Source organism: Bradyrhizobium sp. WSM471 (assembly GCF_000244915.1).
GTDB lineage: Bacteria > Pseudomonadota > Alphaproteobacteria > Rhizobiales > Xanthobacteraceae > Bradyrhizobium.
In genome coordinates this window covers 4,580,769-4,605,245 of the sequence record NZ_CM001442.1, presented here as the reverse complement: position 1 = coordinate 4,605,245, position 24,477 = coordinate 4,580,769, and the positions used below count along the sequence as shown (strand labels likewise).

The following is a 24,477-nucleotide window of genomic DNA, read 5'->3' as shown; positions in this document are numbered from 1 at the left end:
TTGACCCTCCCGCGGGTCAGGGTTAATCGGCCGTATGAGCACGCGGGCTTTCATTACCGGCGTTTCCGGAACGGAACTAACCGCCGCCGAGCGGGAGTTTATCCGCAGCGAACGCCCGTGGGGCTTCATCCTCTTCAAGCGCAATGTCGAGACGCCGGCTCAAGTTGCTGCGCTCGTTGCGGAATTACGGGCGGTCGCGGGTTTCGCTGATGCCCCTGTTCTGATCGACCAGGAGGGTGGACGGGTGCAGCGCCTGGGGCCGCCGCATTGGCCGGTCTATCCGCCGGGCGCTATTTTCGCCGGGCTCTACGATACTGATTCGGCGCTCGGGCTGACTGCGGCGCGCCTCAGCGCCCGGCTGATCGCGGCCGATCTCGCCGATCTCGGCATTACCGTGGATTGCTTGCCGCTGGCTGATGTGCCCGTGGCTGGCGCCAACGCCGTCATCGGGAACAGGGCTTACGGCACCGAACCGGGAAAGGTCGCCGCGATCGCCCGCGCGGTCACCGAGGGCCTGGAAGAGGGCGGCGTGTTGCCGGTCCTCAAGCACATCCCCGGCCATGGCCGAGCTACGGCCGATACCCATTTCAATCTGCCGACGGTCGACACGTCGCGAGACGAACTGGATCGCACCGACTTCGCGGCATTCAAGCCGCTGGCAGATTTGCCGATGGCCATGACTGCACATGTTGTGTTTAGCGCAGTCGACCCCGCCCATCCGGCGACGACATCTGCGACAATGATCGCTGAGGTGATTCGCGGCACAATCGGGTTCCAGGGTTTGTTGATGAGTGATGACGTGTCGATGAATGCACTGTCGGGCAATATCGCCGAGCGGACCCGCGCGATATTTGCGGCCGGCTGCGACATGGCCCTGCATTGCAACGGCAACATCGAGGAGATGCGTGAGGTCGCCGGCCAGACACCCGAACTGGCGGGCAGGGCGCTGGAGCGGGCGAACGCCGCGCTCGCGGCGCGTAAAGGACCGCAACCGTTCGATCGCGCGGCCGCGCGCGTCGAACTGGACGCATTGATCGCACGGGCAAACACGGCATCGGCATGACCGCAGAAATCCTATCGTTTGAAACCGGGCGGCCCGCAGAGCTCGCCGAGGGTGAGCCGGCGTTGGTGGTGGACGTCGAGGGTTATGAGGGTCCGCTCGACCTGCTGCTCGCCCTGGCGCGGCAGCAGAAGGTCGATCTCGCCAAGATCTCGATCCTGGCGCTCGCCGACCAGTATCTCCACTTCATCGAAGCCGCGCGAAAGATCCGCCTCGAGCTTGCCGCCGACTATCTCGTGATGGCGGCCTGGCTCGCCTTTCTGAAATCTCGCCTGCTGCTGCCGGAGCCGCCGAGTGCGGAAGGCCCGAGCGCCGAGCAGATGGCGACGGCGCTCGCCAACCGCCTGCGCCGGCTGGAGGCCATTCGTGAAGCCGCCAACCGGCTGATGAACAGACAGCAATTGCTGCGCGACATCTTCCCGCGCGGCGAGCCCGAGCAGATCGCCGAGATCAAGCATCCGAAATACACCGCAACGCTCTATGACCTGCTCACCGCTTATGCCGCGCAGCGCCAGTCGCGCGTGCTGGCGAGCGTGCATCTGGCCAAGCGCACGGTGTGGTCGCTCGCCGAGGCGCGCGCCACGCTGGAGCGGCTGGTCGGCAGCATCAGCGAGCAAGACGATTGGGGCGTTCTCGACGATTTTCTGCTGCAGCATGTCGCCGATCCGACGCAGCGCGCGACGGTGCTCGCCTCGAGCTTCGCGGCTGCGCTTGAGCTGGTGCGCGAAGGTCAGCTCGAGCTGAATCAGAAAGAGGCGTTTGCGCCCATCTATTTCCGGAAGGGGCGCCCCAAGCCGGTCATGGACGCAGCTCCTGCGCCCGATGCGCCGGTCGCTTAAGTGCAACAAGGAGAATCTGCCATGGCAAGCCTGGCTGAAGTGCGGGTAGAAGAGGCCGAGCCGATGGAGAACGAGTCCCAGGCACGTCCTGAAGAATTGCGGCTGCTGGAAGCGCTGCTGTTCGCTTCGAATGAACCGCTGGACACCGCGACGCTGGCCAAGCGCATGCCAGAGGGCGTGGACGTGAAGGCCGCGCTCGAGCAGTTGCAGGCCGACTATTCCCTGCGCGGCGTGAATCTTGTGCGGGTTGCCAACAAATGGACCTTCCGCACGGCGGGCGATCTCGCTTGGCTGATGACCCGCGAGAGCACCGAGACCCGCCGCCTGTCGCGCGCCGCGATCGAGGTGCTGGCGATCATCGCCTATCACCAGCCGGTGACGCGCGCCGAGATCGAGGAGATCCGCGGCGTCGTCACCTCGAAGGGCACGCTGGACGTGCTGCTGGAAACCGGCTGGATCAAGCCGCGCGGCCGTCGCAAGACGCCGGGCCGTCCCTTGACCTTCGGAACCACCGAGGACTTCCTGTCGCAGTTCACTCTGGAACAGCTTGGCGATCTGCCGGGCCTGGAGGAGCTGAAGGGCACCGGCCTCCTGGATTCGCGTCTGCCGACCGGATTCAGCGTTCCGACGCCGTCGGATGACCCGACTTTGCGGGAGGACGAGGATCCGCTGGAACCGGGCGAGGACCTTGATCTCGCGCTGGCGCCCGCGGTTGAGCCCGAGACGCCGCCGGAAGGCGGCAATGAGGGTGGCGAGGGCGGTAGCGAGGACTGACGTCCCGGCCTTTTACCTGACACCTGCGACCAGTTAACACTAGCAAAATTACGTAGCGCCAACAGCGAATTGGCGCTGCCTTGGTCCTTGTTTTTGACACCTGCCAAGCCTAGGTTTCGGTGAAGATCGGCCGGTCCCCGGCCATGCGCGTTTGGAGGGTTGCAGGATGGGTTCACTCAGCATTTGGCACTGGGTCCTGGTGATCGCAGTGGTCCTGCTGCTGTTCGGTCGCGGCAAGATCTCGGATCTGATGGGCGACGTGGCGCAGGGCATCAAGGCGTTCAAGAAGGGCATGCAGGACGACGACAAGGTTGCCGACAAGCCCGAGCCGGCCAAGTCCATCGAGCACAACAATGCCGCGCCGACCGCGGCACGGTCCGACGTCGGCAGCAAGGCCGTCTAAGCCAGAGAGCACGCGAGACGCGGGTAGCGGACCCGATCCTGCGCGCGAGGGATTGGGCCGGCTTGCTGCTGGCGTGAACGGAAGACCTCATGTTCGACATCGGGTGGAGTGAACTGGTCCTGATCGGGGTCGTGGCCCTGATCGCCATCGGCCCGAAAGAGCTGCCGGGCGTGCTGCGCATGGTCGGGCAATGGATGGGCAAGGCGCGCAAGATGGCCGCCGAATTCCAGGGGCAATTCCAGGAAGCGATGCGCGAGGCCGAAATGGCCGACCTCAAGAAGAGCTTTGACGAGGTCAAGGAAGCAGCTTCCGGATTCGCCGGCAACAATTTGATGACTTCGCTTCAGAAAGACGTCAGCGACGCGCTCCGCGTCGATGCGCTGGACAAGCCAGCCGAGACCTCGACCACCACCGCTGTCGAACCGCTGGCGACTTCAATCGAGGCGCTGGCGACTTCAAGCGAAGCGCTGGCGACGCCCACCACGCCCGAAGCGCCGACGCCCGAGACCTTCGTGGAAGCCGAGGCACATGCGGCCGTGAATGAGCCGCTCGCCATCACCCGTGAGGTCGAGCAGGCGCAGGTGGCGCAAGGTTCGGCCACGCAAGATTCGGTGATCCAGGACACCGCGCCGGCCGAGGCGATCAAGGACGCCAGAGCGTCATGAGCGCCGCGGATATCGAGGCCAGCAAAGCTCCCCTGATGGACCATTTGATCGAGCTGCGTTCGCGGCTGATCAAAGCACTGCTCGGCTTCGGCATTGCCTTCATCTTCTGCTTCTTCTTCGCCAAGCAGATCTACAACGTGCTGGTCTGGCCGTTCGTGTGGGTCGCGGGTCCCGAGAACTCGAAATTCATCTACACGGCGCTGCTGGAATATTTCATCACCCAGCTCAAGCTCGCGCTGTTCGGCGCCGGCTTCATCTCGTTCCCGATCGTCGCGACGCAGATCTACAAGTTCGTCGCTCCGGGCCTCTACAAGCACGAGAAGCAGGCCTTTCTGCCGTATCTGGTCGCGACCCCGTTCTTCTTCGTGATGGGCGCAGCACTGGTCTATTTCGTCGTGCTGCCGATGCTGGTCCGCTTCTCGCTCGGCATGCAGCAGGCCGGCAGCGACGACACCGCGCAGATCCAGCTGCTGCCCAAGGTCGGCGAATATCTGTCGCTGATGATGTCGCTGATCTTCGCCTTCGGCATCGCCTTCCAGCTTCCGGTGATCCTGACGCTGCTCGGCCGCATCGGCATCGTCACGTCAAAAATGCTGCGCGAGAAGCGCCGCTATTTCATCGTCGTCGCCTTCGTCATCGCGGCCGTTCTGACGCCGCCCGACGTGCTCAGCCAGTGCTCGCTCGCGATACCCTTGCTCGCGCTCTACGAGGGCTCGATCATCGCGGTGGGAATTGTGGAGAAGAAGGCGGCAGCTTCGCAAGCCTCTAGCGGCACGGACGTATCGACGCCGGCCAATCCGGCGGAATAGGGCGCCCCATACTCCGGTGTCATTCCCCGCGAAAGCGGGGAATCCAGTACGCCGCGGCCCCTCGGAGAATCAGTGCCGTCTCTGGAATACTGGATCGCCCGCTTTCGCGGGCGATGACAGCCGTGCTAGGGGAAGCAGCCATTTGCATAAATGCAAATCCAGGATTTGCAGGGTTGCAACAAGCCCCAGGACCTCGGCCATGCACGACATCAAATCGATCCGCGACAACCCGCAAGCCTTCGACGCCGGCCTCGTACGACGCGGCCTGAAGCCGATGTCGCCGTCGCTGCTAGCGATCGACGAGACCCGGCGTGCGGCGATCCTGGCTTCCGAGCAGGCGCAGGCGCGGCGCAATGCGGCCTCCAAGGAAATCGGCGATGCCAAGAAGGCGAAGGACGAGGCGCGCGCGGCGAAGCTGATGGCGGAGGTCGCCGAGCTCAAGACCACGATGCCGGAGCTCGAGGCGACAGCGAAGGCTGCCGACGAGGAGCTGACGAAAGAGCTGTCCGCGATTCCGAACATCCCGTTAGACGAAGTGCCCGATGGCGTCGACGAGCACGGCAACGTTCAGCACCATGTGTTCGGCAACAAGCGCAATTACGGCTTCGCGCCGAAGCTGCACGACGATCTCGGGACCGCCCTCGGCTACATGGATTTCGAGACAGCGGCAAAACTATCGGGTGCGCGCTTCGTCGTGCTCAAGAAGGGGTTGGCGAGACTGGAGCGCGCGCTCGGCCAGTTCATGCTCGACCTGCATACCAACGAGCACGGCTACACCGAGGTCAATCCGCCGCTGCTGGTGCGCAACGAGGTGATGTTCGGCACCGGGCAGTTGCCGAAATTCGAGGACGATCAGTTCTGGGCGATCAGGGGTGAGCTCCTGGCCGCGCCGGACCCGGAGCGGCTGATGACCGAGCGCCTCGGCCTCATCCCGACCGCCGAGGTTGCCCTCACCAACCTCGTCCGCGAATCCATCCTGGACGAGAAACAATTGCCGATGCGGCTGACTGCGCTGACGCCGTGTTTTCGCGCGGAGGCTGGCGCGGCCGGGCGCGACACCCGAGGCATGATCCGGCAGCACCAGTTCACCAAGGTCGAACTGGTCTCGATCACGACGCCCGAGACGAGCAAGGACGAGCACGAGCGCATGCTCGCTTGTGCCGAGGAAGTGCTGCGACGGCTCGACCTGCATTACCGAGTGATGACGCTGTGCACCGGAGATATGGGTTTCTCGTCGCAAAAAACCTACGACATCGAGGTCTGGATGCCAGGCCAGGGCGACGGCGGGGCATTCCGCGAGATCTCAAGCTGCTCGGTGTGCGGCGATTTCCAGGCCCGCCGGATGGATGCGCGCTCGCGCGGGCCCGACGGCAAGCCGCGCTTTGTGCACACGCTGAACGGCTCCGGCACCGCGGTTGGCCGCGCGCTGATCGCCGTGATGGAGACCTATCAGCAGGAGGACGGCTCGATTGCGGTCCCCAGCGTGCTCCAGCCCTATATGGGCGGGCTGAAGGTGCTCGCACGCGACTAGGCGTGCCGCCAATCTGAAGCGGTCGAAACGTTTGGTTGCGTAGAGCGGGCGGCCGGTTATCCTGCCGGCCACCCGACAACGCGAACCGATCGTTCATGGCCTTGCACCGCGACATCTTCTGGGTCGGCAGACAATGGGCGGTGACGGGTGCCGGCATCCAGGCTGTCGATCAGCGGCTGCGTGGCGTGCTCGACATCGAGATCACGCGGCTCTGGGACGATCATCTCGTCCAGAGCCGGCGGGCCAAGCCCGGTGTGAATGCCGCGGATTTCGACCAGGCACTGACGCTGGCACGCGAACGCTTTCCGCAGGCGCCGTTGGCGGATCCGTTCGTTGCACAGCTGGAGGCGCTCGGCGTCATCGAGGTTCCCATCGTGAGCCCGGTCGTGCCGGCGATGAAATTGCACGCGGAGGGCCGGCTGGCGCGCTTCCTGCCGCAATGGCGCGTTCGCCGATAGCCGGCCAGGCCGGCAACCGGGTGCCGGCGCCAGTCGGCCGGTTTGCCTGATCGGCCCCGGCCGGATAAGACGGCTCAGACCCGCTTCAGGAATCGACCTTTCCCATGCGCATTCTCTGTACCAATGACGACGGCATCCACGCCCCCGGCCTCAAGGTCCTGGAGGAGATCGCGCGCGCATTGTCCGATGACGTCTGGGTGGTCGCGCCTGAGCTCGACCAGTCCGGCGTGTCGCATTCGCTGTCGCTGAACGATCCGCTGCGGCTGCGCGAGGTCGGCCCGCGGCACTTTGCGGTGCGCGGCACGCCGACCGACTGCGTCATCATGGGCGCGCGCCACATCCTCGGTGCCAAGCTGCCCGATGTCGTGCTGTCCGGCGTCAACAAGGGCCGCAATGTTGCCGAGGACGTGGTCTATTCCGGCACCATCGCCGGTGCACTGGAAGGCACCATCCTGGGGCTGCCGTCCTTCGCGTTGTCGCAGGAGTTCAGCGTCGAGACCCGCGACCGGCCGCTGTGGGACACTGCGCGCAAATTCGGGCCCGACATCCTGCGCAAGGTGATCGCCGCCGGCATCCCGAAGGACACCGTCATCAACGTCAACTTCCCCGCCTGCGCGCCGGAGGATGTGCTGGGCATTCGCGTGACGCGGCAGGGCAAGCGCAACCTCGGCTTCCTCAAAATCGACGAGCGCAAGGACGGCCGTGGCAATCCCTATTTCTGGATCGGCTTCGAGCGCACTGCGATGATGGATACGCCCGCTGAAGGCACCGATCTCGCGGCGCTGCGCGAACGCTACGTCTCCGTCACGCCGCTCAGGCTCGACCGGACCAACGAGGCGTTTTCCGAGGCGCTGAGTGCAACGCTGAAGTAAGTCCGACTGGAACGGGGCCTAGCCGCCGCGAAGCGCGGCTTCGATGGTCTTGCCGAGCGCGTCGAGCTGAAACGGCTTCTGAAGCGCCGGCCGATCGCGGTACTGCTCGGGCAGGCCGGAGGAGCCGTATCCGGTCGCGAAGATGAACGGGCAGCCCTTCGCCTTGATGACGTCGGCGACCGGCGAGATGACCTTGCCGTTGACGTTGACGTCGAGAATGGCGATGTCGAACTCGGTTGCCTGGGCGAGCCGCATGGCTTCGCTGATGTCGCCAGCCTCGGCTGCGACCTTGTAGCCAAGCTCTTCGAGCATGTCCGCGACCATCATCCTGATCATCACCTCGTCTTCGACGAGGAATACAGAGCGGCCGGTAAGCCCCGTCGCGGTCATAGTGGAGTCCTTGCCCATTGCCAAAAACGTTCGCAGATAACATGAATCGACGCAATGCGCGTTTCGACGAACGGATGCCTGAAAATGGCCATCGCGGCTCGCCCGTTGCAAGCCAATTTGTGGTCAACTACGCCATCCCAAGCGTATCATGGGTTCCTGAGCCGGAACAAGAATCTAGCGCCCCCCGGGTTGGCGCCCCGGACTCCAAAAGACAGCACAGCAGGCAATGACCCCCCATCAGCACCCGCCGGAAAAGATGATGTTTCAGCTCACGCTGAGGCGTCGGGGCATCAGCGACCAGGCGGTCCTGCGGGCCATGGAGGAGGTGCCGCGCGATCAATTCGTCGACGACGCCGATCGCGACGGCGCCTATCGCGACAGCGCGCTACCGATCGCCTGCGGGCAGACCATCAGCCAGCCCTTCGTCGTCGCCTACATGACCGAGCAGCTCCAGCTTCAGAAGAAGCACCGCGTGCTCGAGATCGGCGCCGGCTCGGGCTACCAGGCGGCGGTGCTGTCGCGGCTCGCCGGCCAGGTGTTGACGGTCGAGCGCTACCGCAAGCTGGCGGATGCCGCACGTATCAGGCTTGAAAAGCTCAACTATCACAACGTCGAGGTGATGCTGGGCGACGGACTCAATCTGCCCCCCAATATCGGCCCGTTCGACCGCATCATCGTCACTGCCGCGATGGAGCAGCTCCCGGAGAATCTGGTCGAGCGGCTGGAGGTGGGCGGCATCCTGATCGCGCCCGTCGGCCCCCATCAGGGCGTCCAGACGCTGATCCGGCTGAGCCGGACCGAAGCCGGGATCGAGCGCAGGGAACTCGTCGAGGTCCGCTTCGTGCCGGCGCTGCCCGGGGTGGCGCGGGAGCTGTAGAATTCCGGATTGGCTGTGCTGCCAACGTCTTATTGGGAGGGTTAAGCCGTTATTTACTCGGCGCGTGTTTACTTAAAACACCAGTTCTGTTGCGTACGAGTGAGTAACCATGTCCGTTGCCGCCGAGTTGCTTTACTCGCGCCGTGTGCCGCAGGTCGCGGTGCTGGCGCTGATCTCCTTCAGCTTCGCAGGGTGCAGCGCCGACATGTCGTCGCGCATGTCCCAGTCGAACTTCTCCAATCCCTTCGCGCAGGAATCGACCGGTTCGGTGCAGCAGGCACCGCCGCCGCAGCGTGAGCTGCCGCAATATTCGCGGCCGCAGACGCAGCCCGGTTCCTATCAGTCGCAGCCTTTGCCGCCGGCGGTGTCCGCGCCGCAATCCTACTCCGTTGCAACAGGCGGTGTGTCCGGAGGTGGTCGCGGTGTCGGCTCCTACGCCCCCCCGGCGCAGCCGCATCTCGAGACCACGGCCACCGTGCCGCCGCGCTCGGTTGCAGCCGCCCAGCCGGTCGGTGGAACCAAGATCATCGTCGGCACCAGCGATACGCTCGACCTGCTTGCCAAACGCTATCGCGTCACGCCGCAGGCGATTCTCGCCGCCAACGGCTATAAGGGGCCGCGCGCGCTCTCGCCCGGCCAGCAACTGATCATTCCGCACCAGGCGACGGCCGCTGCGCCCGCGCCGCTCATGGTTCCCGTTGCGGCGGCCCCCGCGCTGGCGCCTGCTGCGAGGCCAGTTGCGGCCGTTGCCGCGCCGTCGAGCACGCACTTCGTGAACCACGGCGACACGCTCGCCAGCATTGCCCGCAAGAACCATATCTCGGCGGCCGAACTGGCCCGCGCCAACCGCCTCGATCCCTCTGCAAAGCTCAAGCTTGGCGCCAGGCTGACCGTGCCCGGCGCCAAGACCGCCGCTGTCGCGGCACCACTTGCTGCGGCTCCGATCGGAGCCGCTCCCGTCGCGGGGACGCTGCAGCCCGTTGCGGCCGCACCTGCGCCCGCTACCAAAATGGCGGCCGTCGCCGCGCCCGTGCAGAGCGCGCGCCTGGCCCAGGCCACGGCCAATGTCGAAGACAAGGCCGCGGAAGCTCCGGCGAAAGCCGCGGAGACCACCAGCGCGCTGCCGACTTTCCGCTGGCCGGTGCGCGGCAAGGTGGTCACGAGCTACGGCGCCAAGACCAATGGCAAGTCCAACGACGGCATCAATCTCGCGGTGCCCGAGGGTACGCCGGTCAAGGCAGCTGAAGACGGTGTCGTTGCCTATTCCGGCAACGAGCTGAAAGGTTACGGCAATCTCGTCCTGGTTCGGCACTCCAACGGCTACGTCACCGCATATGCCCATGCGAGTGAGCTGATGGTGAAGCGCGGCGATACCATCAAGCGCGGCCAGGTCATTGCCAAGTCGGGTCAATCCGGGGAGGTGGCGTCGCCGCAGCTCCACTTCGAGATCCGTAAGGGATCGAGCCCGGTTGACCCGCTTCAATTCCTGAACGGGGCGTGAGCCTGAAGTAGGGCGCGCCATCGCCACAAAGCGGTGTCGTCGCCCGGCTCGACCGGGCGACCCAGTACGCCGCAGCGTCTCGATCGATCAAAACCGTCTCTGGAATACTGGATCGCCTGCTTTCGCGGGCGATGACAGTTTTGGGTTGGGCTATGACTGTGGCTACGTCGCCGTCAGCTTCACGCCGAGCCGTCCCGCAAGCTCCTGCACGAACTGCCAGGCGACGCGGCCCGAGCGCGAGCCGCGCGTCGTCGACCATTCAAGTGCCTCGCGCTCCAGCGCATCGTCGTCGAGCTTGACGCGGAAATGGCTGCAATAGCCCCGCACCATGGCGAGATATTCGTCCTGGCTGCAGCGGTGGAAGCCGAGCCAGAGGCCGAAGCGATCCGACAGCGAGACCTTCTCCTCGACGGCTTCGCCGGGATTGATCGCGGTCGAGCGCTCGTTCTCGATCATCTCGCGCGCCAGCAGATGGCGGCGGTTGGAGGTGGCGTAGAGGATGACGTTCTCCGGCCGACCTTCGATGCCACCTTCCAGCACTGCCTTGAGCGATTTGTAGGAAGCATCATTGCCGTCGAAGGAGAGATCGTCGCAGAACACGATGAAGCGGAAGGACGAGGCGCGTAGCTGCTCCATGAGGGTCGGCAGGCTCTCGATGTCCTCGCGATGAATCTCGATCAGCTTCAGTCTGTCGGCCGGTTTGCGCTCCGCGTTGATGCTGGCATGCGCCGCTTTCACCAGCGACGACTTGCCCATGCCGCGCGCGCCCCAGAGCAGTGCGTTGTTGGCGGGCAATCCGTTGGCGAAGCGCTCGGTGTTCTCCATCAGGATGTCGCGCATCCGATCGACGCCCTTGAGCAGGAACAGTTCGACGCGGCTGACCCGCGGCACCGCCGCAAGGCGGCCGTCCGGGTGCCAGACGAATGCATCTGCCTGCTTGAACGACTCGCGTTCGGCGGGGGGCTTGCCTCGAGCGGAGAGATGCGCCGCGATCGTCTCCAGCGCGCGAACGATGCGCTCCTGGGAGACGCTTTGGCTGGCCTTCGAAGTCGTCTTGGAAGTCGCCTTGGAAATCGTCTTGAAAGCCGCTTTGACGGCCGCCTTGGGACGTTTTGCCGCGACGCCGGCTGGCTTCGCGGCAGGGGTGCGGGGGCCTTTGCCGGCCGGGCTTTTGCTTGGTTTTTGGGGCATGTCCGAAGTTCCTGAGAATGCAGCCTTATCGGGCCTGAGCGCGCGCCGCAAGGTGGCTAAAAGGGCGGTCTGGCAGCGTTGCAATTGGGGCAATGGCCGCTATAGTCCGCGCGAATTTGACCGAACCGGTCGCCATCTGGGCCTGACCGGTTTTCCCCCGTTCTCACGAGGATCGTCCGAATGCTGATTACCCCTGCGTATGCCCAGGCTGCGGGCGCCGGCGACACCAGCGGCATGTTGATGTCGCTGCTGCCGTTCGCCCTGATCTTCGTGATCATGTACTTCCTGATTCTGCGTCCGCAGCAGAAGAAGGTCCGTGACCACGCCGACCTCGTGAAAAACATCCGCCGCGGCGACACCGTGGTGACCTCGGGCGGTCTCGTCGGCAAGGTCACCAAGGTCGTCGACGACGACCAGATCGAGTTCGAGATCGCCGATGGCGTGCGGGTGCGGCAGATGCGCTCGATGGTCTCCGGCGTGCGCGCCAAGGGGGAGCCGGCCAAGGAATCCAAGGAAAGCGCCAAGGAAGACGCCGCGTCGAAGTAAGTGCTTCCGCGAGTCTCTCAAGTTTTCCTGCAAATCTCCTGATCTGACAGGTCCAGTCGATGTTGTATTTCACGCGGTGGAAGGCGCTCGGGATTATCCTGACGGCGCTGATCGTGTGCCTCTGCGCGGTCCCGAACTTCTTCTCCGAAGCGCAGGTCAAGACCTGGCCCGCCTGGGCGCAGCGGAAGCTCGTGCTCGGCCTCGATCTCCAGGGCGGCTCCTCTTTGCTGCTCGAGGTCGATTCCAACTATGTGAAGAAGGAAAAGCTCGATCAGATCCGCGACGACGTCCGTCGCGTGCTGCGCGAGGCCAAGATCGGCTTTACCGGCGGCGTCACCGTGCGCAACGACGCGGCCGAGGTTCGCATCACCAAGGAATCCGACCAGCAGCCGGCGCTGGCCAAGCTGCGTGATTTGGCCCAGCCGCTCGGCGGCCTGATGGGATCTAGCGGTCAGCGCGACCTCGAAGTGACTGACGCCGGGGGCGGATTGATCCGCCTGAGCATCCCGCAGGGCGCGATGCTCGACCGTTTGCGCAAGACCATCGAGCAGTCGATCCAAATCGTCGAGAAGCGCGTCAACGAGCTTGGCACCGTCGAGCCTATCATCCAGCGTCAGGGTAACGACCGCATCCTGGTGCAGGTCCCCGGCCTTCAGGATCCGACCCGCCTGAAGGAGCTGCTGGGCAAGACTGCGAAGCTGGAATTCCGCATGGTCGATCCCTCGGTGCCGCCAGACCAGGCGCAGCAGGGCACGTTGCCGCCGGACACCGAGTACCTGCCGAGCGCCTCGCCGCCGCCGCCCGGCGAGGTGGTCAAGAAGCAGGTGCTGGTTGCGGGCGGCGATCTAACCGACGCCCAGGCGACCTTCGACCAGCGTAGCAATGAGCCGGTCGTCAGCTTCAAGTTCAATAGCTCGGGTGCGCGCAAGTTTGCGCAGGCCACGCAGGAGAATGTCGGGCTGCGCTTCGCAATCATTCTCGACAACAAGGTGATCTCCGCCCCGGTCATTCGCGAGCCGATCACCGGCGGCCAGGGCCAGATCTCCGGCAGTTTCACCGTGCAGTCGGCCAACGACCTCGCGATCCTCTTGCGCGCCGGCGCGCTGCCGGCGCCACTGACTGTCGTGGAGGAACGCACTGTCGGGCCGGGCCTCGGCCAGGACTCGATCGAGAAGGGCGAACTTGCTGCTTATGTCGGTTCGATCATGGTCGTCGTGTTCATGCTGTTGACGTATCGGCTGTTCGGCGTGTTCGCCAACATCGCCGTCTGTATCAACGTCGCCATGATCTTCGGCCTGCTGTCGCTGCTCAGCGCCACGCTGACCCTGCCGGGCATCGCCGGCATCGTGCTCACGGTCGGTATCGCGGTCGACTCCAACGTGCTGATCTATGAGCGCATCCGCGAGGAATTGCGCGGCGGGAGAAGCCCGATATCGGCGATCGACGCAGGCTTCAAGCGGGCGCTTGCCACCATTCTCGACTCCAATATCACCACCTTCATCGCCGCTGCAGTGCTGTTCATGATCGGCACCGGTCCGGTGCGCGGCTTCGCAGTGACGCTCGGCATTGGCATCATAACCACCGTCTTCACCGCCTTCACAATGACCCGCCTGATCGTCGCATGGTGGGTGCAGTGGAAGCGGCCGAAGACCGTGCCGATTTGATCATCGAGGCCGGCTGTGACCACTACTCAAATCGTTCTCATCTCCCTCGGCGTCGTCATTGCCGTGCTGACCGTGGTCAGCGTGCTCGGGCTGCTGCCGTCGCTGCGCATCGTGCCGGATGACACGCATTTCGACTTCACCCAGTTCCGCCGCATCTCGTTCCCGATCTCGGCGACGCTCTCGATCCTCGCCATCGTGCTGTTCTTCACGCACGGCCTGAATTTCGGCATCGACTTCAAGGGTGGCACCCTGATGGAGGTGCGTGCCAAGTCGGGCACGGCGGACATTGCGCAGATGCGGTCCACCCTCGGCAGTCTGGGCCTCGGAGAAGTCCAGCTGCAGCAATTCGGCGGCCCCGCCGACGTGCTGCTTCGCGTTGCCGAGCAGCCGGGCGGCGACAAGGCGCAGCAGGCAGCTGTCGACAAGGTCCGCGCTGCCCTCGGCGACTCCGTGGACTATCGCCGCGTCGAGGTGGTGGGGCCGCGTGTCTCCGGCGAACTGCTGAGCTACGGCATGCTCGGCCTGATGCTGGCGATCGTCTCGATCCTGGTCTATCTCTGGTTCCGCTTCGAGTGGCAGTTTGCGCTCGGCGCCATGATCGCCAACGTGCACGACATCGTGCTGACGATCGGCTTCATGTCGATCAGTCAGGTCGATTTCGACCTGACCAGCATCGCGGCGCTTCTGACCATTTTGGGCTATTCACTCAACGACACCGTCGTCATCTACGACCGCATCCGTGAAATGCTGCGGCGCTACAAGAAGATGCCGATGCCGCAGCTCCTCAACGAGTCCATCAACTCGACCCTGTCGCGCTCGATCATCACCCATTTCACCGTGACGCTGGCGCTGCTGGCCCTGCTGCTGTTCGGTGGCCATGCCATCCACAGCTTCACCGCGGTGATGATGTTCGGCGTGGTGCTGGTCGGCACCTATACCTCGATCTTCATTGCGGCCCCGATCCTGATCTATCTCGGCGTCGGCGAGCATCGCGAAGATGCGGTCGATAAGGCTACGCCGACGAAGAAAAGCAAGGCATGATCCGAACCGCATGCCCTCGCAGGAGTTTGCGAGGGCAGTAAGCTCATTCGGACGAAGCTCATGGCCGGCGATCCCAACGCACCGCATTTCCCCCGCTCGGCGCCGATCGAAGCTTATGGCAAGGGCGGCTTTGCCTTTGCCGGCATGTCGCATCGGGGATCGCTGCTTTGCTTGCCCGACGCGATCTGGGCCTGGGACATAACGGACCCCGCGAAGATCGACCGCTATTCGCTGGATCGAGTCTTCAAGTCCGCCAACAGCATCGACACGCTCCTGATCGGCACCGGAACCGGGGTCTGGCTGCCGCCGGCGGAACTGCGCCAGGCGCTCAAAGCGGCGAGGGTGGTTCTGGATACGATGCAGACCGGTCCGGCCGTGCGTACCTACAACATCATGATCGGCGAACGGCGGCGCGTCGCAGCCGCGCTGATCGCCGTGCCATGAGTGGCTCCGTGCCGCCGCCGGATTCTGCCGCGTTCTGTGCTGACCTCGTGCGCAGCCACGACTTTGCGCGCTATGCCGCGACCCTGTTCGCGCCTGCTGCCGAGCGCCGTGCGCTGCTGGCGCTCTACGCCTTCAATGTCGAGATCGTCCGCGTCCGCGACCAGGTGAGCCAGCCCTTGCCCGGTGAAATCCGCCTGCAATGGTGGACCGACATGCTGTCGGGCCAGGTCCATGGCAGCGCCGAGGGCAATCCGGTGGCGGCGGAGCTGCTCCGCGCAATTCGTGATTTCGACCTGCCGGTCGAACCGCTGTCGCTACTCGCCGACGAGCATCAATTCGATCTCTACAACGACCCAATGCCGACAATGGCGGCGCTGGAGGGCTACCTCGCGGCGACCTCATCGGCGCTGTTCGATCTCGCCGCCCGGATCATGGGACCATCGTCGGAGGCGGCCGAGCATCTCGCCCGCCATGCCGGGCTGGCGCAGGGCATCGTAGAGGTCATCGCCAATCTGCCGCGCGATGCGGCGCGCCGGCAATTGTTCCTGCCGCAGCAGGTGCTGGCGAGCCACGATTGCGACGTGGAAGACGTCTTCGCCGGCAAGGAGACGCCAAACTTGCGCGCCGCGCTGGACCAGCTCTTGGCCGAGGCGCGGCAACATTTGACGACGGCCTTGTCGCTGCTCGTGGACGTGCCGGTATCAGTGCGTCCAGCGTTCCTTCCGCTCGGACAAGCGCGGGCCGACCTCAAGCGCCTGTCGCAGCCCGGGCGCAATCTATTTACGCCGCAGCCGTCATCGCGGCTGCATACGCTGTGGACGCTTTGGCGGGCTTCACGTTCGCGGGAATTTACCAAATAGCGGTTGGCTTATCGCCGGAGCCGGGCAAATGCTCTATGCTGTCCTATGGCTGAGTTGTCCCAAAGCATCTCCTCTGATCTCAGCGGCCTTCCGGTCGCACCTGATGACATCCATGCCGCCGCCGAGACGATCCGCGGCGCCGTCGTCGAGACGCCCTGTAGCTACAGCCGAACGCTGAGCCATATCTGCGGCTCCGACATCTGGCTGAAATTCGAGAACCTCCAGTTCACGTCCTCGTTCAAGGAGCGCGGTGCGCTCAACCGCCTCACGGCGTTGACGCCGGAGGAGTGCGCGCGGGGCGTCGTCGCGATGTCGGCGGGTAACCACGCGCAGGGCGTCGCCTATCACGCCAAGCGGCTCGGCATTCCCGCCACCATCGTCATGCCGGTCGGCACGCCCATGGTGAAGGTCGAAAACACCAGGCATCACGGTGCCGAGGTGGTGGTGACGGGCGCCACGCTGGAGGAGGCGGCCACGTATGCGCGCAGCCACGGCGAAGCCCGCGGCATGATCTTCGTCCATCCCTATGACGATCCGCTCGTCATCGCGGGGCAGGGCACGGTCGGGCTCGAAATACTCAAGGCCGTGCCGGAGCTCGATACGCTGGTCGTCCCGATCGGCGGCGGTGGCCTGATCAGCGGGATCGCCATTGCCGCGAAATCGATCAAGCCGTCGCTGCGGATCCTCGGCGTCGAGGCCTGGCTCTACCCCTCGATGTACAACGCCATCCACGGCGGCAATCTGCCGGCACGTGGCGACACGCTCGCCGAAGGCATCGCGGTGAAATCGCCTGGCAGGATCACGACCGAAATCGTCCGCCGCCTGGTCGACGATATCGCGCTTGTGAACGAAGCCGAGCTCGAGCGCGCAGTCGCGACCTTGATCTCGATCGAGAAGACAGTCGTCGAGGGCGCCGGCGCCGCCGGTCTCGCCGCACTGATGTCCGACCCGTCCCGTTTCGCCGGCCAGAAGGTCGGGCTGGTGCTGAGCGGCGGCAATATCGACACGCGGCTGATCGCATCGGTCCTGACCCGCGAGTTGGCGCGCGAGGGGCGGCTCACCCAGCTGTCGCTCGACATTCCCGACAGGCCCGGCCAACTGGCTGCGGTCGCGGCACTGCTGGCCGAGGCCGGCGCCAACATCATCGAGGTCTCGCACCAGCGCACGTTCTCGGATCTTCCGGCCAAGGCGACGCTGCTGCAACTGGTGATCGAGACTCGCGACAGCGCCCATCTCGACGAGGTCATGGCGAAGCTTGGCGCATCCGGATTGAGTGCGCGCTGTACCTGATTGGCGCGACCGTTATTCCGGCAGGCCGGCGGCACGAAGCGCCTCGCCAAGGGACGACGCAAGCGACGGGGAACAGTTAACGCCTGAGAACTGCCGGCTGTAGCGAAACGTCGGGTGCAACTCGAGCACCCGGGCGGCCGCCGCCCTCGCTTCTTCCAGACGTCCGAGCTTTGCGAGCGCCGCAGCCAGTTGCACATAGGTAATGCTGTGTCGAGGATTGGCCTGAACCGACCGGTAGGCCGCACGACATGCTTCTTCATATCGACCGCGGTGGAAGTGACCCATGGCTTGCGCGTCGAACGCAGCAAAGGCCCAGGGATCGAACGGACTGAGCCGCACGCCCCTTTCGCTCCACTCGATGGCGCGGTCGGCTTCGCCGCTCCAACCGAGCATGACGCTGCCGAGGATGTAGGTCAGCGCCGATGATGGGCTGATGGCGAGTGCGGCGTCGAGTGCAGTGAATGCTGCGGAACGATCGTGCCCATCCATGCCGATCGAAAAAGCCGCAAGGGTGAGAGCAAGCGCGTCATCCTGTCCGTGGATCAGAGCCGACCGTGCATGATGGATCGACGCGGCCCGATTGACCGCCTGCAAACCGGCTCGAAGGAACAGGCAATGGTGGCACATTGCGGCATTGCCGTGCGCTAGCGCATAAGTGGGCTCAAGCGCGATCGAACGTGCGAGCAGCACAAGGGCTTGCGTGACCTGCTCTGGCATTCCGGAATCGACATCCGGCTGGGCCGGCAGGACAAGATCATAGGCATCGAGGCTGTCGGGCCGTTGGCGCTTGACCCTGTTGAATTCGGCGCGCCGCAGGCTCGGCGCAATGGCGCCGACGACCGATAGGGCGATGTCATCCTGGAGGGCGAAAACGTCCTCGGACCCGCGGTCGTAGCGCTCGGCCCACACATGCCCGCCGGTCGACGTATCGATCAACTGACCAGTGATGCGGACCGTTGTGCCGGTCTTCCGGACGCTGCCTTCCAGCACATACCGGACGCCAAGCTCGCGGCCGACCTGTTTCAAGTCTACCGCACGGCCCTTGTATATGAACGTCGAATTCCGCGCGATTACGAACAGCCAGTTGATGCGCGACAGTCCGGTGATGATGTCGTCGACCATCCCTTCGGCAAAGTAGTCTTGCTCTGCATCACCGCTCAGGTTCGCGAAGGGCAAGACCGCGATTGACGGCCTGTCAGGCAACATCAGCGATGGCGCTGCGGAGGCGGCGGATGCGTGATCCCGATGGGACGTCGTAACGGAGGGACCCACATAGCGATAGCCACGCCGTGGCAGGGTCTCGATCCAGCGGGCCTCTCCAGAGATATCTGCCAAAATGCGCCGCACAGCAGCGATTTGGACGGTCAAATTACTGTCCTCGATTGCCTGGGCAGGCCACGCCGCCTCGATCAAGGCTTCCTTGGACACCGGCGCGCCGGCCCGTTGCACGAGCAGGGCCAAGAGCAGGACGGCTCGCTGGCCGAGGGGGATCGGCTCGGCACCGTGGAAAAGGATTCCTGCATCGGCGTCGAGACGGAATGGACCAAATTCAAGGATCATGGCCATTGCCAAAGAAGGGCACATTTCGGAGGTTTTTTGCAATGTTTTCCGAACGGCTTCACCACTTTCAGGAGCCGCTGGATCACCATGGCGTGGTTTTCAGCAGAGCCGCACCGAGCCATGGAGGGTCACATGAACGCCAAACCGCTCATCCGCAGGTCCGGCGAGACCAAGGGAATCATGCTGCGCGGTCAACCGATGGCCTTCCTGGTAACCGGCGAAGATACAAAGCACACCAGCATGTTCGACTGGACGATACCGGCAGGGTTCGCCACAGGCCGGCACGTTCATCGCGTGCAGGAAGAGACCTTCTACATGCTGGAGGGCGAGTGCGAATGGCATGTCGGTGACGAAGTCGTCCGAGCGGCACCGGGGACCTATCTCTTCATTCCCCCCGGCGTCCCGCACAACATCACCAACGTCAGCGAGAAGCCAGCGCGCGTGCTCATGACGGTCTCTCCACCGGGACACGAACGCTACTTCGAGGAATTGGCCAAGCTGACCGCAAGCGGAGCCCCGGACGCGAAAGCCATCAGTGAATTGCGCGCCCGTTTCGACACCGACCAGCTGTCGGCGCTGACAACGAAAGGTTGAAGGCCATGTGCTGGGGCGACGGCGGATCGGCTTCGAACTCGATTCGGTCGAGCAGGTTCTTGCGCCTTGCTATCGGGGCGTCAAAGCTTCCAGGTGGGCGATCAGCCGATCGATCTCGGCTTCCGTATTGTAGTAATGCGGGGAGGCGCGCACCACCGGGGGCAGCGCGCGAATTTCGGCATCGATGCGCGTGCTCGATGGATCTGACGCACCGATCGTGATGCCGGCGGCGGCCGCGTCGCTGACGATCGTGTCCGCCTCGTACCCTTCCACCGTGAAGCTGACGATGGCTCCCGGCGCGCGTCCGAGGTCGCGAACTCTGATGCCGCGAATGGTCGCAAGGCCGCCCCTTAGGCGGTCCGCCAACATGCGGCAACGCTGCTCGATGGGGCCGATCCCGATATCGAGGGCATAATCGACAGCCGTGCCCAGCCCAAGCCGGGCTGCGTAGTTGTTCTCCCAAGTCTCGAAACGACGCGCATCGTCACGCAGCCGATAAGCGTCCCGGGAGACCCAGGGTGCGGCGAAGTGGTCGATCATTGGCGGTTCGAGCTGCTGCAGCATCGCGCGGCGGACGTAGAGGAAGCCGGTGCCGCGCGGGCCGCGGAGGAATTTACGTCCAGTCGCCGACAACATGTCACAGCCGATGGCCTCGACGTCGACCGACATCTGTCCGACCGCCTGGCAGGCGTCGAGCAGATAAGGAATGCCTCGCGCTCGTGCGATCTTGCCGACGGCCGCAGCCGGATTGACCAGCCCGCCATTGGTCGGAACCCATGTGATCGCAATCAGCTTCACGCGCCCATCGATCATGCGTTCGAGCGCGTCAACGTCGAGCTCGCCGCTAGCATCGCTCGGCACGATGTCGATCGAGACGCCTGTTCGCTTGCCGACCTGGAGAAAGGCGACATAGTTGGCAGCGTACTCCGCCTCGGCGGTCAGGATCCGGTCGCCCTGACGAAATGGAAGCGCGTAGAACGCCATCTGCCAGGCAACCGTCGCGTTCTCCATGAGGGCGATCTCATCAGGCGCGGCATTCAGCAGGCGGGCCACTGAGCCGTAGACGGATTCAAGCCGGGGCGCCTCACGGTCGGCGGCGGCATAGCCTCCGATCTCGCTCTCCAGATCGATGTGTTCCTTCATCGCCGCAACAACCGGCGCCGACATCAGCGCCGCGCCCGCGTTGTGGAGATAGGCGAGCCGAGAGGCAGCCGGGGTGTCGCAACGAATTCGGTCGATATCCATCATCCATACCTCCGCGTCTCGCGATCCTCGTGCATGGATTAAACGCGTCGAGGGATGCGGGCAAGATGGCCGGGCTTGGTCTCAGATCGGGCTTGGTCTTAAATGCAGAGGCCGAGCAGCTTGATGTGGCAGCCGCCGGATTTGGGCTTGCTTGCAGGAGCGGCTTCGCGTTTCACGGCAACCAGGGGCTCCTTGTCCTTCTTGCCTTTGCCCTTCGGTTCGTAGTCGCCGGCGATCACCATCGCCCAATAGGTACGTTTGCCGCTGGCGTTTTTCGCGCTCGCGATCCCCACGCGGGAAGCGTTGTGCAGCAGCAAATTCTTGCGGTGTCCCGACGAGTCGATCCACTGTCCGAGGGTCTTCTCGAAATTGTCGTAGCCGTAGGCGATGTTCTCGGCGGCGCGGCCTGCGCCGGCCGGTGCGACGCGGCGGTTGAACGGGCCGAGGGCGTCGTGACTGAGGTCGTCCTTCGTCGCCATCGCGCGCGCCTGGTCCATGGCGATGCGGTCGAGGGTCGAATCGCGGACGACGCGGACCTCACCATGCTTGAGGCGGAAGCTGGAGATCAGCTCGGCCGGAGCCTCGGCCATTGCGGGCGTGGTGGCGTGCAGCAGAAGGCCGGCGATCAGGCTGCCAACCACACGATGCACCATTGTCCCCCGAATGCCCATGACCCCGCCAAGTCCTCCCGCCAAGCCCCGAATTATCCGATCGCTTCTCTATCGCCAATGTGGACGCTTCAAGGCGTGATCCACGCTAGCCAGCAGGCAGGTCGGCCTCGAAATTGAAACGGTCGCGCAGGTTCTTGCGCTGCTCCAGGATGTCCTTGAGGAAGGCGCGGTCCTGATCGTTCTTCATCATCGGCTCGATCAGGTCGAGCTGGTTCATGGCGACCAGTTGCAGGATCTCTGTGCGCGGCTTGCCGTCGGCGTTGCGTGGCAGTGCGTGCACGACCTGGATGTGTTCCGGGGGCTTCGGCCCGTTGGCGGCGGTGAGCTCGTTGCGCAATTGGCCTTCGAGCGCGGCCTGATCGGCTTCGACGAAGGCATAGAGGCCGACACCGGAGCGGCGGTCGGCAAAGGCGACGATGGCGGTGTCGCGCACGGCGGGGTTCTTGCGGATCAATTCCGTCAGCACCGGCGCGTCGTTGACGAGCCTTCGGCCGCCGCCTTCACGGTCGGTGAAGTTGAACAGGCCGCGCGTGATTGCCCGATAGACCTTCTTTCCGGTGGCGAGCCAGAGGCTGGCGGCGAACGACTTCTTCGCCAGGATCTTTCGCTCGCGCGGCGTCAGCGCCTCGGGTGCGTAGGAGCGCTTGTGCTTGAGCAGATGCCGGAGATCTTCATAGGCGAGGATGCGATAAAGCCGGCTGCGACGGTCGAAGCAGGCCGCGAGCTGGAAGTCCGTCACATAGGCACGACCGTCGCGGCCGACCAGCCAGTTCTGTTCCTTGGCAAGATCGTTGTGGCAGATGCCGGCGCGGCGCAGCCGTCGCAGCGCGGCCTTCGCCGAGCGAAAATAGGCGAGGTCGCCATGCGGTTTCGCCAGATGCAGCGCGACACCATCGACGAAGCTGCGCACCAGCGCGCGGCGTCCGGCCCACAGCAGCTCCGGGCCGACATCGAGTCCCTTGGCGAGTGCCAGCGCATGCTTCTCGCGGGCGAACAGATGGCGCGCCAAAAGGAATGACCACCACGGCACCTCGTCGAGGCGGCGCAGCACCGCGTCGACCTCGCCGTCATCGTCGCGGAATCGGCCGCGCTCGACGGTCGAGAATACGTCGCGCTTGAGCAGCACGCCCTCGGTCCAGCGCGCCGAGAGTGTTGCGGCATCGTCTTTGGGAAGGTTCATCGAAAACTCACGCCGCAGCGGCAATGCGCAGGTGATCGGCGATCCAGCGATCGAGATCGGCGAGCGCCAGCGCGCTCATCGCCTGCTTTTTGGCCACCGTCTTCTCGTTCCCGCGCAGCCGGCTTCCGTCGGGCTTCTTCGTCGGTGCGCTGGCGAGCGGCGGGAACAGGCCGAAATTGATGTTCATCGGCTGGAACGAGCGCGTGCCGGGCTCGATGGTCTCGATATGGCCGCCGGTGATGTGGCCAAGCAGGGATCCGAGCGCCGTCGTGACCGGCGGACTCGCAAGCGTCTCGCCGCGCACCTCCGCTGCCGCATAGAGACCGGCAATCAGGCCGACGCTGGCGGATTCCACATAGCCCTCGCAGCCCGTCATCTGGCCGGCAAAGCGCAGCCGCGGCTGCGCCCGCAGGCGCAACTGGCCGTCGAGCAGCTTTGGCGAGTTGAGAAAGGTGTTGCGATGCAGGCCGCCAAGGCGAGCAAATTCGGCCTTCTCCAGCCCCGGAATGGTGCGGAAGATGCGTTGCTGCTCGCCGTATTTCAGTTTCGTCTGGAAGCCGACGATGTTGTAGAGCGTGCCGAGCTTGTTGTCCTGGCGCAGCTGCACGATCGCGTAGGCCTTGGTGCTGGGATCGTGCGGATTGGTGAGGCCGACCGGCTTCATCGGCCCGTGGCGAAGAGTCTCGGGGCCGCGTTCCGCCATGACCTCGATCGGCAGGCAGCCGTCGAAATAGGGCGTGTTGGTCTCCCATTCCTTGAACTCGGTCTTCTCGCCGGCCACCAGCGCGGCGACGAAGCCGTTATACTGCTCCTTTGTCATCGGGCAGTTGATGTAGTCGGCGCCGGTGCCGCCGGGACCGACCTTATCGTAGCGCGACTGGAACCAGGCCACTGACATGTCGATGGATTCGCGGTGCACGATCGGCGCGATCGCGTCGAAGAAGGCGAGGGCGTTCTCGTCGGTCAACTCGCGGATCGCGTCGGCCAGCGGCGCCGAAGTGAGGGGGCCGGTCGCAACGATGACGTTGCTCCACTCGGCCGGCGGCAGGCCTGCGACCTCGCTGCGGGCGATCTCGATCAGGGGATGATCGTTCAGCGCCTTGGTGACGGCCGCCGAGAAGCCGTCGCGGTCCACCGCCAGCGCGCCGCCGGCGGGCACCTGGTTGGCGTCGGCTGCGCGCATGATCAGCGAATCGAGGCGGCGCATCTCGGCATGCAGCAGGCCGACGGCGTTGTTGGCGGCATCGTCCGAGCGGAACGAATTGGAGCAGACGAGCTCGGCAAGCCCGTCGGTGCGGTGCGCCTCGGTCATGCGGGTCGGCCGCATCTCGTGCAGCACCACGGGCACGCCGGATTTGGCCACCTGCCAGGCGGCTTCGGAGCCGGCAAGGCCTGCGCCGATCACGTGCACGGTATTTGATTGGGGTCCTGTCATGGGCGGACAGGTAGCGCTTTTCGGCGATCAGTGGAATCGCCGAGATCGAGTTTTCTGCCTCCGGATGCGACAACGCCCGCACGAGGCGGGCGCTATCGGTTCGTCCGGTTAAGGGCTGAACGATATCAGCCCTGATACTGACCGGCGGCAACGCGCGGGATGTCCGAGCGATCGAGGCCGATATCGGCCAGCTCGCGATCGCTGAGCTGGGACAGCTCGGCAACATTGCGCTGATAGTCCCGGAAAGCCTGGATCATGCGGATGAGCGAGAGCAGCATTGGTAGTCTCCTGTAGTTCGATTCAGCTCTTGCCCGAGCCTCATCGTTGAAATGAATATAGGTGAGAGTGGTGCAGTGCGAAAGTTCCGATGTTGCGATGCAGCTAAGCGCTGGGTGCATGGCATTGGTAACGGACGATTAACCCAGGAGCACTCGCGCCCAAAGGGTGGGCGGAAGGGGAAAAGGGGTGCTGAAAATGCCCGTTAATTCACGGATTTATCGCAGTTCAGTCGGTTCCATTTAAGTGCAAATAGGTTGCTTTTAGGTTGTCTGCAAGCTGATTGCCTAGCTCCTATACC

26 protein-coding genes are annotated in these 24,477 nt (G+C 64.4%); 18 read left to right on the top strand and 8 right to left on the bottom strand.

Features of this window, described 5'->3' with window-relative positions:
- The first annotated feature begins 34 nt into the window (after nt 1–34).
- The 9 genes from nagZ (at nt 35) to surE (ending at nt 7,411) form a co-directional block, all read left to right on the top strand.
- On the top strand, nt 35–1,063 hold the full coding sequence (nagZ, locus tag BRA471DRAFT_RS20540; protein ID WP_007610727.1) for a beta-N-acetylhexosaminidase: 1,029 nt from the start codon (nt 35–37) through the stop codon (nt 1,061–1,063).
- Nucleotides 1,060–1,899: a ScpA family protein gene (locus BRA471DRAFT_RS20535; protein ID WP_007590654.1), complete on the top strand. Its 840-nt coding sequence runs from the start codon at nt 1,060–1,062 to the stop codon at nt 1,897–1,899. The genes nagZ and BRA471DRAFT_RS20535 overlap by 4 nt, the downstream gene beginning before the upstream one ends.
- Before the next feature lie 21 nt (nt 1,900–1,920).
- Complete coding sequence (gene scpB, locus BRA471DRAFT_RS20530) at nt 1,921–2,673, top strand: SMC-Scp complex subunit ScpB (protein ID WP_007590655.1); 753 nt, start codon at nt 1,921–1,923, stop codon at nt 2,671–2,673.
- A gap of 166 nt (nt 2,674–2,839) precedes the next feature.
- The gene (locus BRA471DRAFT_RS20525) at nt 2,840–3,076 is read left to right on the top strand and encodes a twin-arginine translocase TatA/TatE family subunit (protein ID WP_007610722.1); all 237 of its coding nucleotides are present in this window, start codon (nt 2,840–2,842) and stop codon (nt 3,074–3,076) included.
- 89 nt (nt 3,077–3,165) lie between these two features.
- Nucleotides 3,166–3,741 (top strand): Sec-independent protein translocase protein TatB, encoded by a 576-nt coding sequence (tatB, locus tag BRA471DRAFT_RS20520; protein ID WP_007610720.1) that lies wholly within the window; start codon nt 3,166–3,168, stop codon nt 3,739–3,741.
- Nucleotides 3,738–4,550: a twin-arginine translocase subunit TatC gene (tatC, locus tag BRA471DRAFT_RS20515; RefSeq protein ID WP_007610712.1), complete on the top strand. Its 813-nt coding sequence runs from the start codon at nt 3,738–3,740 to the stop codon at nt 4,548–4,550. Before tatB ends, tatC begins: the two co-directional genes overlap by 4 nt.
- A gap of 199 nt (nt 4,551–4,749) precedes the next feature.
- Nucleotides 4,750–6,081, top strand: coding sequence for a serine--tRNA ligase (gene serS, locus BRA471DRAFT_RS20510; protein ID WP_007610708.1), 1,332 nt, complete (start codon nt 4,750–4,752; stop codon nt 6,079–6,081).
- 95 nt (nt 6,082–6,176) lie between these two features.
- A complete protein-coding gene (locus BRA471DRAFT_RS20505) occupies nt 6,177–6,539 on the top strand; it encodes a hypothetical protein (RefSeq protein ID WP_007610707.1) in 363 nt (120 codons plus the stop codon).
- Between the two features lie 104 nt (nt 6,540–6,643).
- Entirely contained in the window at nt 6,644–7,411 is a 768-nt protein-coding gene (gene surE, locus BRA471DRAFT_RS20500; protein WP_007610706.1) for a 5'/3'-nucleotidase SurE, read from the top strand.
- An 18-nt stretch (nt 7,412–7,429) separates the two neighbouring features.
- On the opposite strand, the gene BRA471DRAFT_RS20495 is transcribed toward surE, so the two are convergent.
- Nucleotides 7,430–7,801: a response regulator gene (locus BRA471DRAFT_RS20495; protein ID WP_007610705.1), complete on the bottom strand. Its 372-nt coding sequence runs from the start codon at nt 7,799–7,801 to the stop codon at nt 7,430–7,432.
- A gap of 226 nt (nt 7,802–8,027) precedes the next feature.
- Between BRA471DRAFT_RS20495 and BRA471DRAFT_RS20490 the strand changes: the two genes are divergently transcribed.
- Both BRA471DRAFT_RS20490 and BRA471DRAFT_RS20485 read left to right on the top strand, forming a co-directional pair.
- Entirely contained in the window at nt 8,028–8,678 is a 651-nt protein-coding gene (locus BRA471DRAFT_RS20490; protein ID WP_007610704.1) for a protein-L-isoaspartate(D-aspartate) O-methyltransferase, read from the top strand.
- A 109-nt stretch (nt 8,679–8,787) separates the two neighbouring features.
- Nucleotides 8,788–10,179 carry a LysM peptidoglycan-binding domain-containing M23 family metallopeptidase gene (locus BRA471DRAFT_RS20485; protein ID WP_007610703.1) on the top strand — a complete coding sequence of 464 codons (1,392 nt, stop codon included), beginning with the start codon at nt 8,788–8,790 and terminating at the stop codon, nt 10,177–10,179.
- A gap of 162 nt (nt 10,180–10,341) precedes the next feature.
- Here the strand turns inward: BRA471DRAFT_RS20485 and BRA471DRAFT_RS20480 are convergent, their stop codons facing one another.
- Nucleotides 10,342–11,370, bottom strand: coding sequence for an ATP-binding protein (locus BRA471DRAFT_RS20480; protein ID WP_007610702.1), 1,029 nt, complete (start codon nt 11,368–11,370; stop codon nt 10,342–10,344).
- A gap of 180 nt (nt 11,371–11,550) precedes the next feature.
- Between BRA471DRAFT_RS20480 and yajC the strand changes: the two genes are divergently transcribed.
- Genes yajC through BRA471DRAFT_RS20450 form a run of 6 tightly spaced genes read left to right on the top strand, consistent with a single transcriptional unit; the run spans nt 11,551 to nt 17,215 of the window.
- Nucleotides 11,551–11,916 carry a preprotein translocase subunit YajC gene (gene yajC / locus BRA471DRAFT_RS20475; protein ID WP_007610701.1) on the top strand — a complete coding sequence of 122 codons (366 nt, stop codon included), beginning with the start codon at nt 11,551–11,553 and terminating at the stop codon, nt 11,914–11,916.
- A 59-nt stretch (nt 11,917–11,975) separates the two neighbouring features.
- Nucleotides 11,976–13,580: a protein translocase subunit SecD gene (gene secD / locus BRA471DRAFT_RS20470; RefSeq protein ID WP_007610700.1), complete on the top strand. Its 1,605-nt coding sequence runs from the start codon at nt 11,976–11,978 to the stop codon at nt 13,578–13,580.
- A 15-nt stretch (nt 13,581–13,595) separates the two neighbouring features.
- Complete coding sequence (gene secF, locus BRA471DRAFT_RS20465) at nt 13,596–14,621, top strand: protein translocase subunit SecF (protein WP_007610698.1); 1,026 nt, start codon at nt 13,596–13,598, stop codon at nt 14,619–14,621.
- A 60-nt stretch (nt 14,622–14,681) separates the two neighbouring features.
- Nucleotides 14,682–15,065: an Mth938-like domain-containing protein gene (locus BRA471DRAFT_RS20460; RefSeq protein WP_007590678.1), complete on the top strand. Its 384-nt coding sequence runs from the start codon at nt 14,682–14,684 to the stop codon at nt 15,063–15,065.
- On the top strand, nt 15,062–15,925 hold the full coding sequence (locus BRA471DRAFT_RS20455) for a phytoene/squalene synthase family protein (RefSeq protein ID WP_007610696.1): 864 nt from the start codon (nt 15,062–15,064) through the stop codon (nt 15,923–15,925). Before BRA471DRAFT_RS20460 ends, BRA471DRAFT_RS20455 begins: the two co-directional genes overlap by 4 nt.
- 45 nt (nt 15,926–15,970) lie before the next feature.
- Nucleotides 15,971–17,215, top strand: a complete 1,245-nt coding sequence (locus BRA471DRAFT_RS20450) for a threonine ammonia-lyase (protein WP_007610694.1) — start codon at nt 15,971–15,973, stop codon at nt 17,213–17,215.
- A gap of 12 nt (nt 17,216–17,227) precedes the next feature.
- On the opposite strand, the gene BRA471DRAFT_RS20445 is transcribed toward BRA471DRAFT_RS20450, so the two are convergent.
- On the bottom strand, nt 17,228–18,781 hold the full coding sequence (locus BRA471DRAFT_RS20445) for a winged helix-turn-helix domain-containing tetratricopeptide repeat protein (RefSeq protein WP_007610691.1): 1,554 nt from the start codon (nt 18,779–18,781) through the stop codon (nt 17,228–17,230).
- Between the two features lie 126 nt (nt 18,782–18,907).
- On the opposite strand from BRA471DRAFT_RS20445, the gene BRA471DRAFT_RS20440 reads away from it, so the two are divergent.
- Nucleotides 18,908–19,369, top strand: a complete 462-nt coding sequence (locus BRA471DRAFT_RS20440) for a cupin domain-containing protein (RefSeq protein ID WP_007610684.1) — start codon at nt 18,908–18,910, stop codon at nt 19,367–19,369.
- Between the two features lie 69 nt (nt 19,370–19,438).
- Here BRA471DRAFT_RS20440 and BRA471DRAFT_RS20435 read toward each other — a convergent pair whose 3' ends face one another.
- From BRA471DRAFT_RS20435 to BRA471DRAFT_RS37005, 5 genes are all read right to left on the bottom strand, one after another.
- Nucleotides 19,439–20,617 (bottom strand): aminotransferase class V-fold PLP-dependent enzyme, encoded by a 1,179-nt coding sequence (locus tag BRA471DRAFT_RS20435; protein ID WP_035974146.1) that lies wholly within the window; start codon nt 20,615–20,617, stop codon nt 19,439–19,441.
- A gap of 95 nt (nt 20,618–20,712) precedes the next feature.
- Complete coding sequence (locus BRA471DRAFT_RS20430) at nt 20,713–21,285, bottom strand: CAP domain-containing protein (RefSeq protein ID WP_007610680.1); 573 nt, start codon at nt 21,283–21,285, stop codon at nt 20,713–20,715.
- A gap of 85 nt (nt 21,286–21,370) precedes the next feature.
- Nucleotides 21,371–22,465, bottom strand: coding sequence for a serine/threonine protein kinase (locus tag BRA471DRAFT_RS20425; protein ID WP_007610679.1), 1,095 nt, complete (start codon nt 22,463–22,465; stop codon nt 21,371–21,373).
- Between the two features lie 7 nt (nt 22,466–22,472).
- Nucleotides 22,473–23,900 (bottom strand): methylenetetrahydrofolate--tRNA-(uracil(54)-C(5))-methyltransferase (FADH(2)-oxidizing) TrmFO, encoded by a 1,428-nt coding sequence (trmFO, locus tag BRA471DRAFT_RS20420; protein WP_007610677.1) that lies wholly within the window; start codon nt 23,898–23,900, stop codon nt 22,473–22,475.
- A gap of 125 nt (nt 23,901–24,025) precedes the next feature.
- Nucleotides 24,026–24,178, bottom strand: a complete 153-nt coding sequence (locus tag BRA471DRAFT_RS37005) for a DUF1127 domain-containing protein (RefSeq protein ID WP_007590701.1) — start codon at nt 24,176–24,178, stop codon at nt 24,026–24,028.
- Between the last annotated feature and the right edge of the window lie 299 nt (nt 24,179–24,477).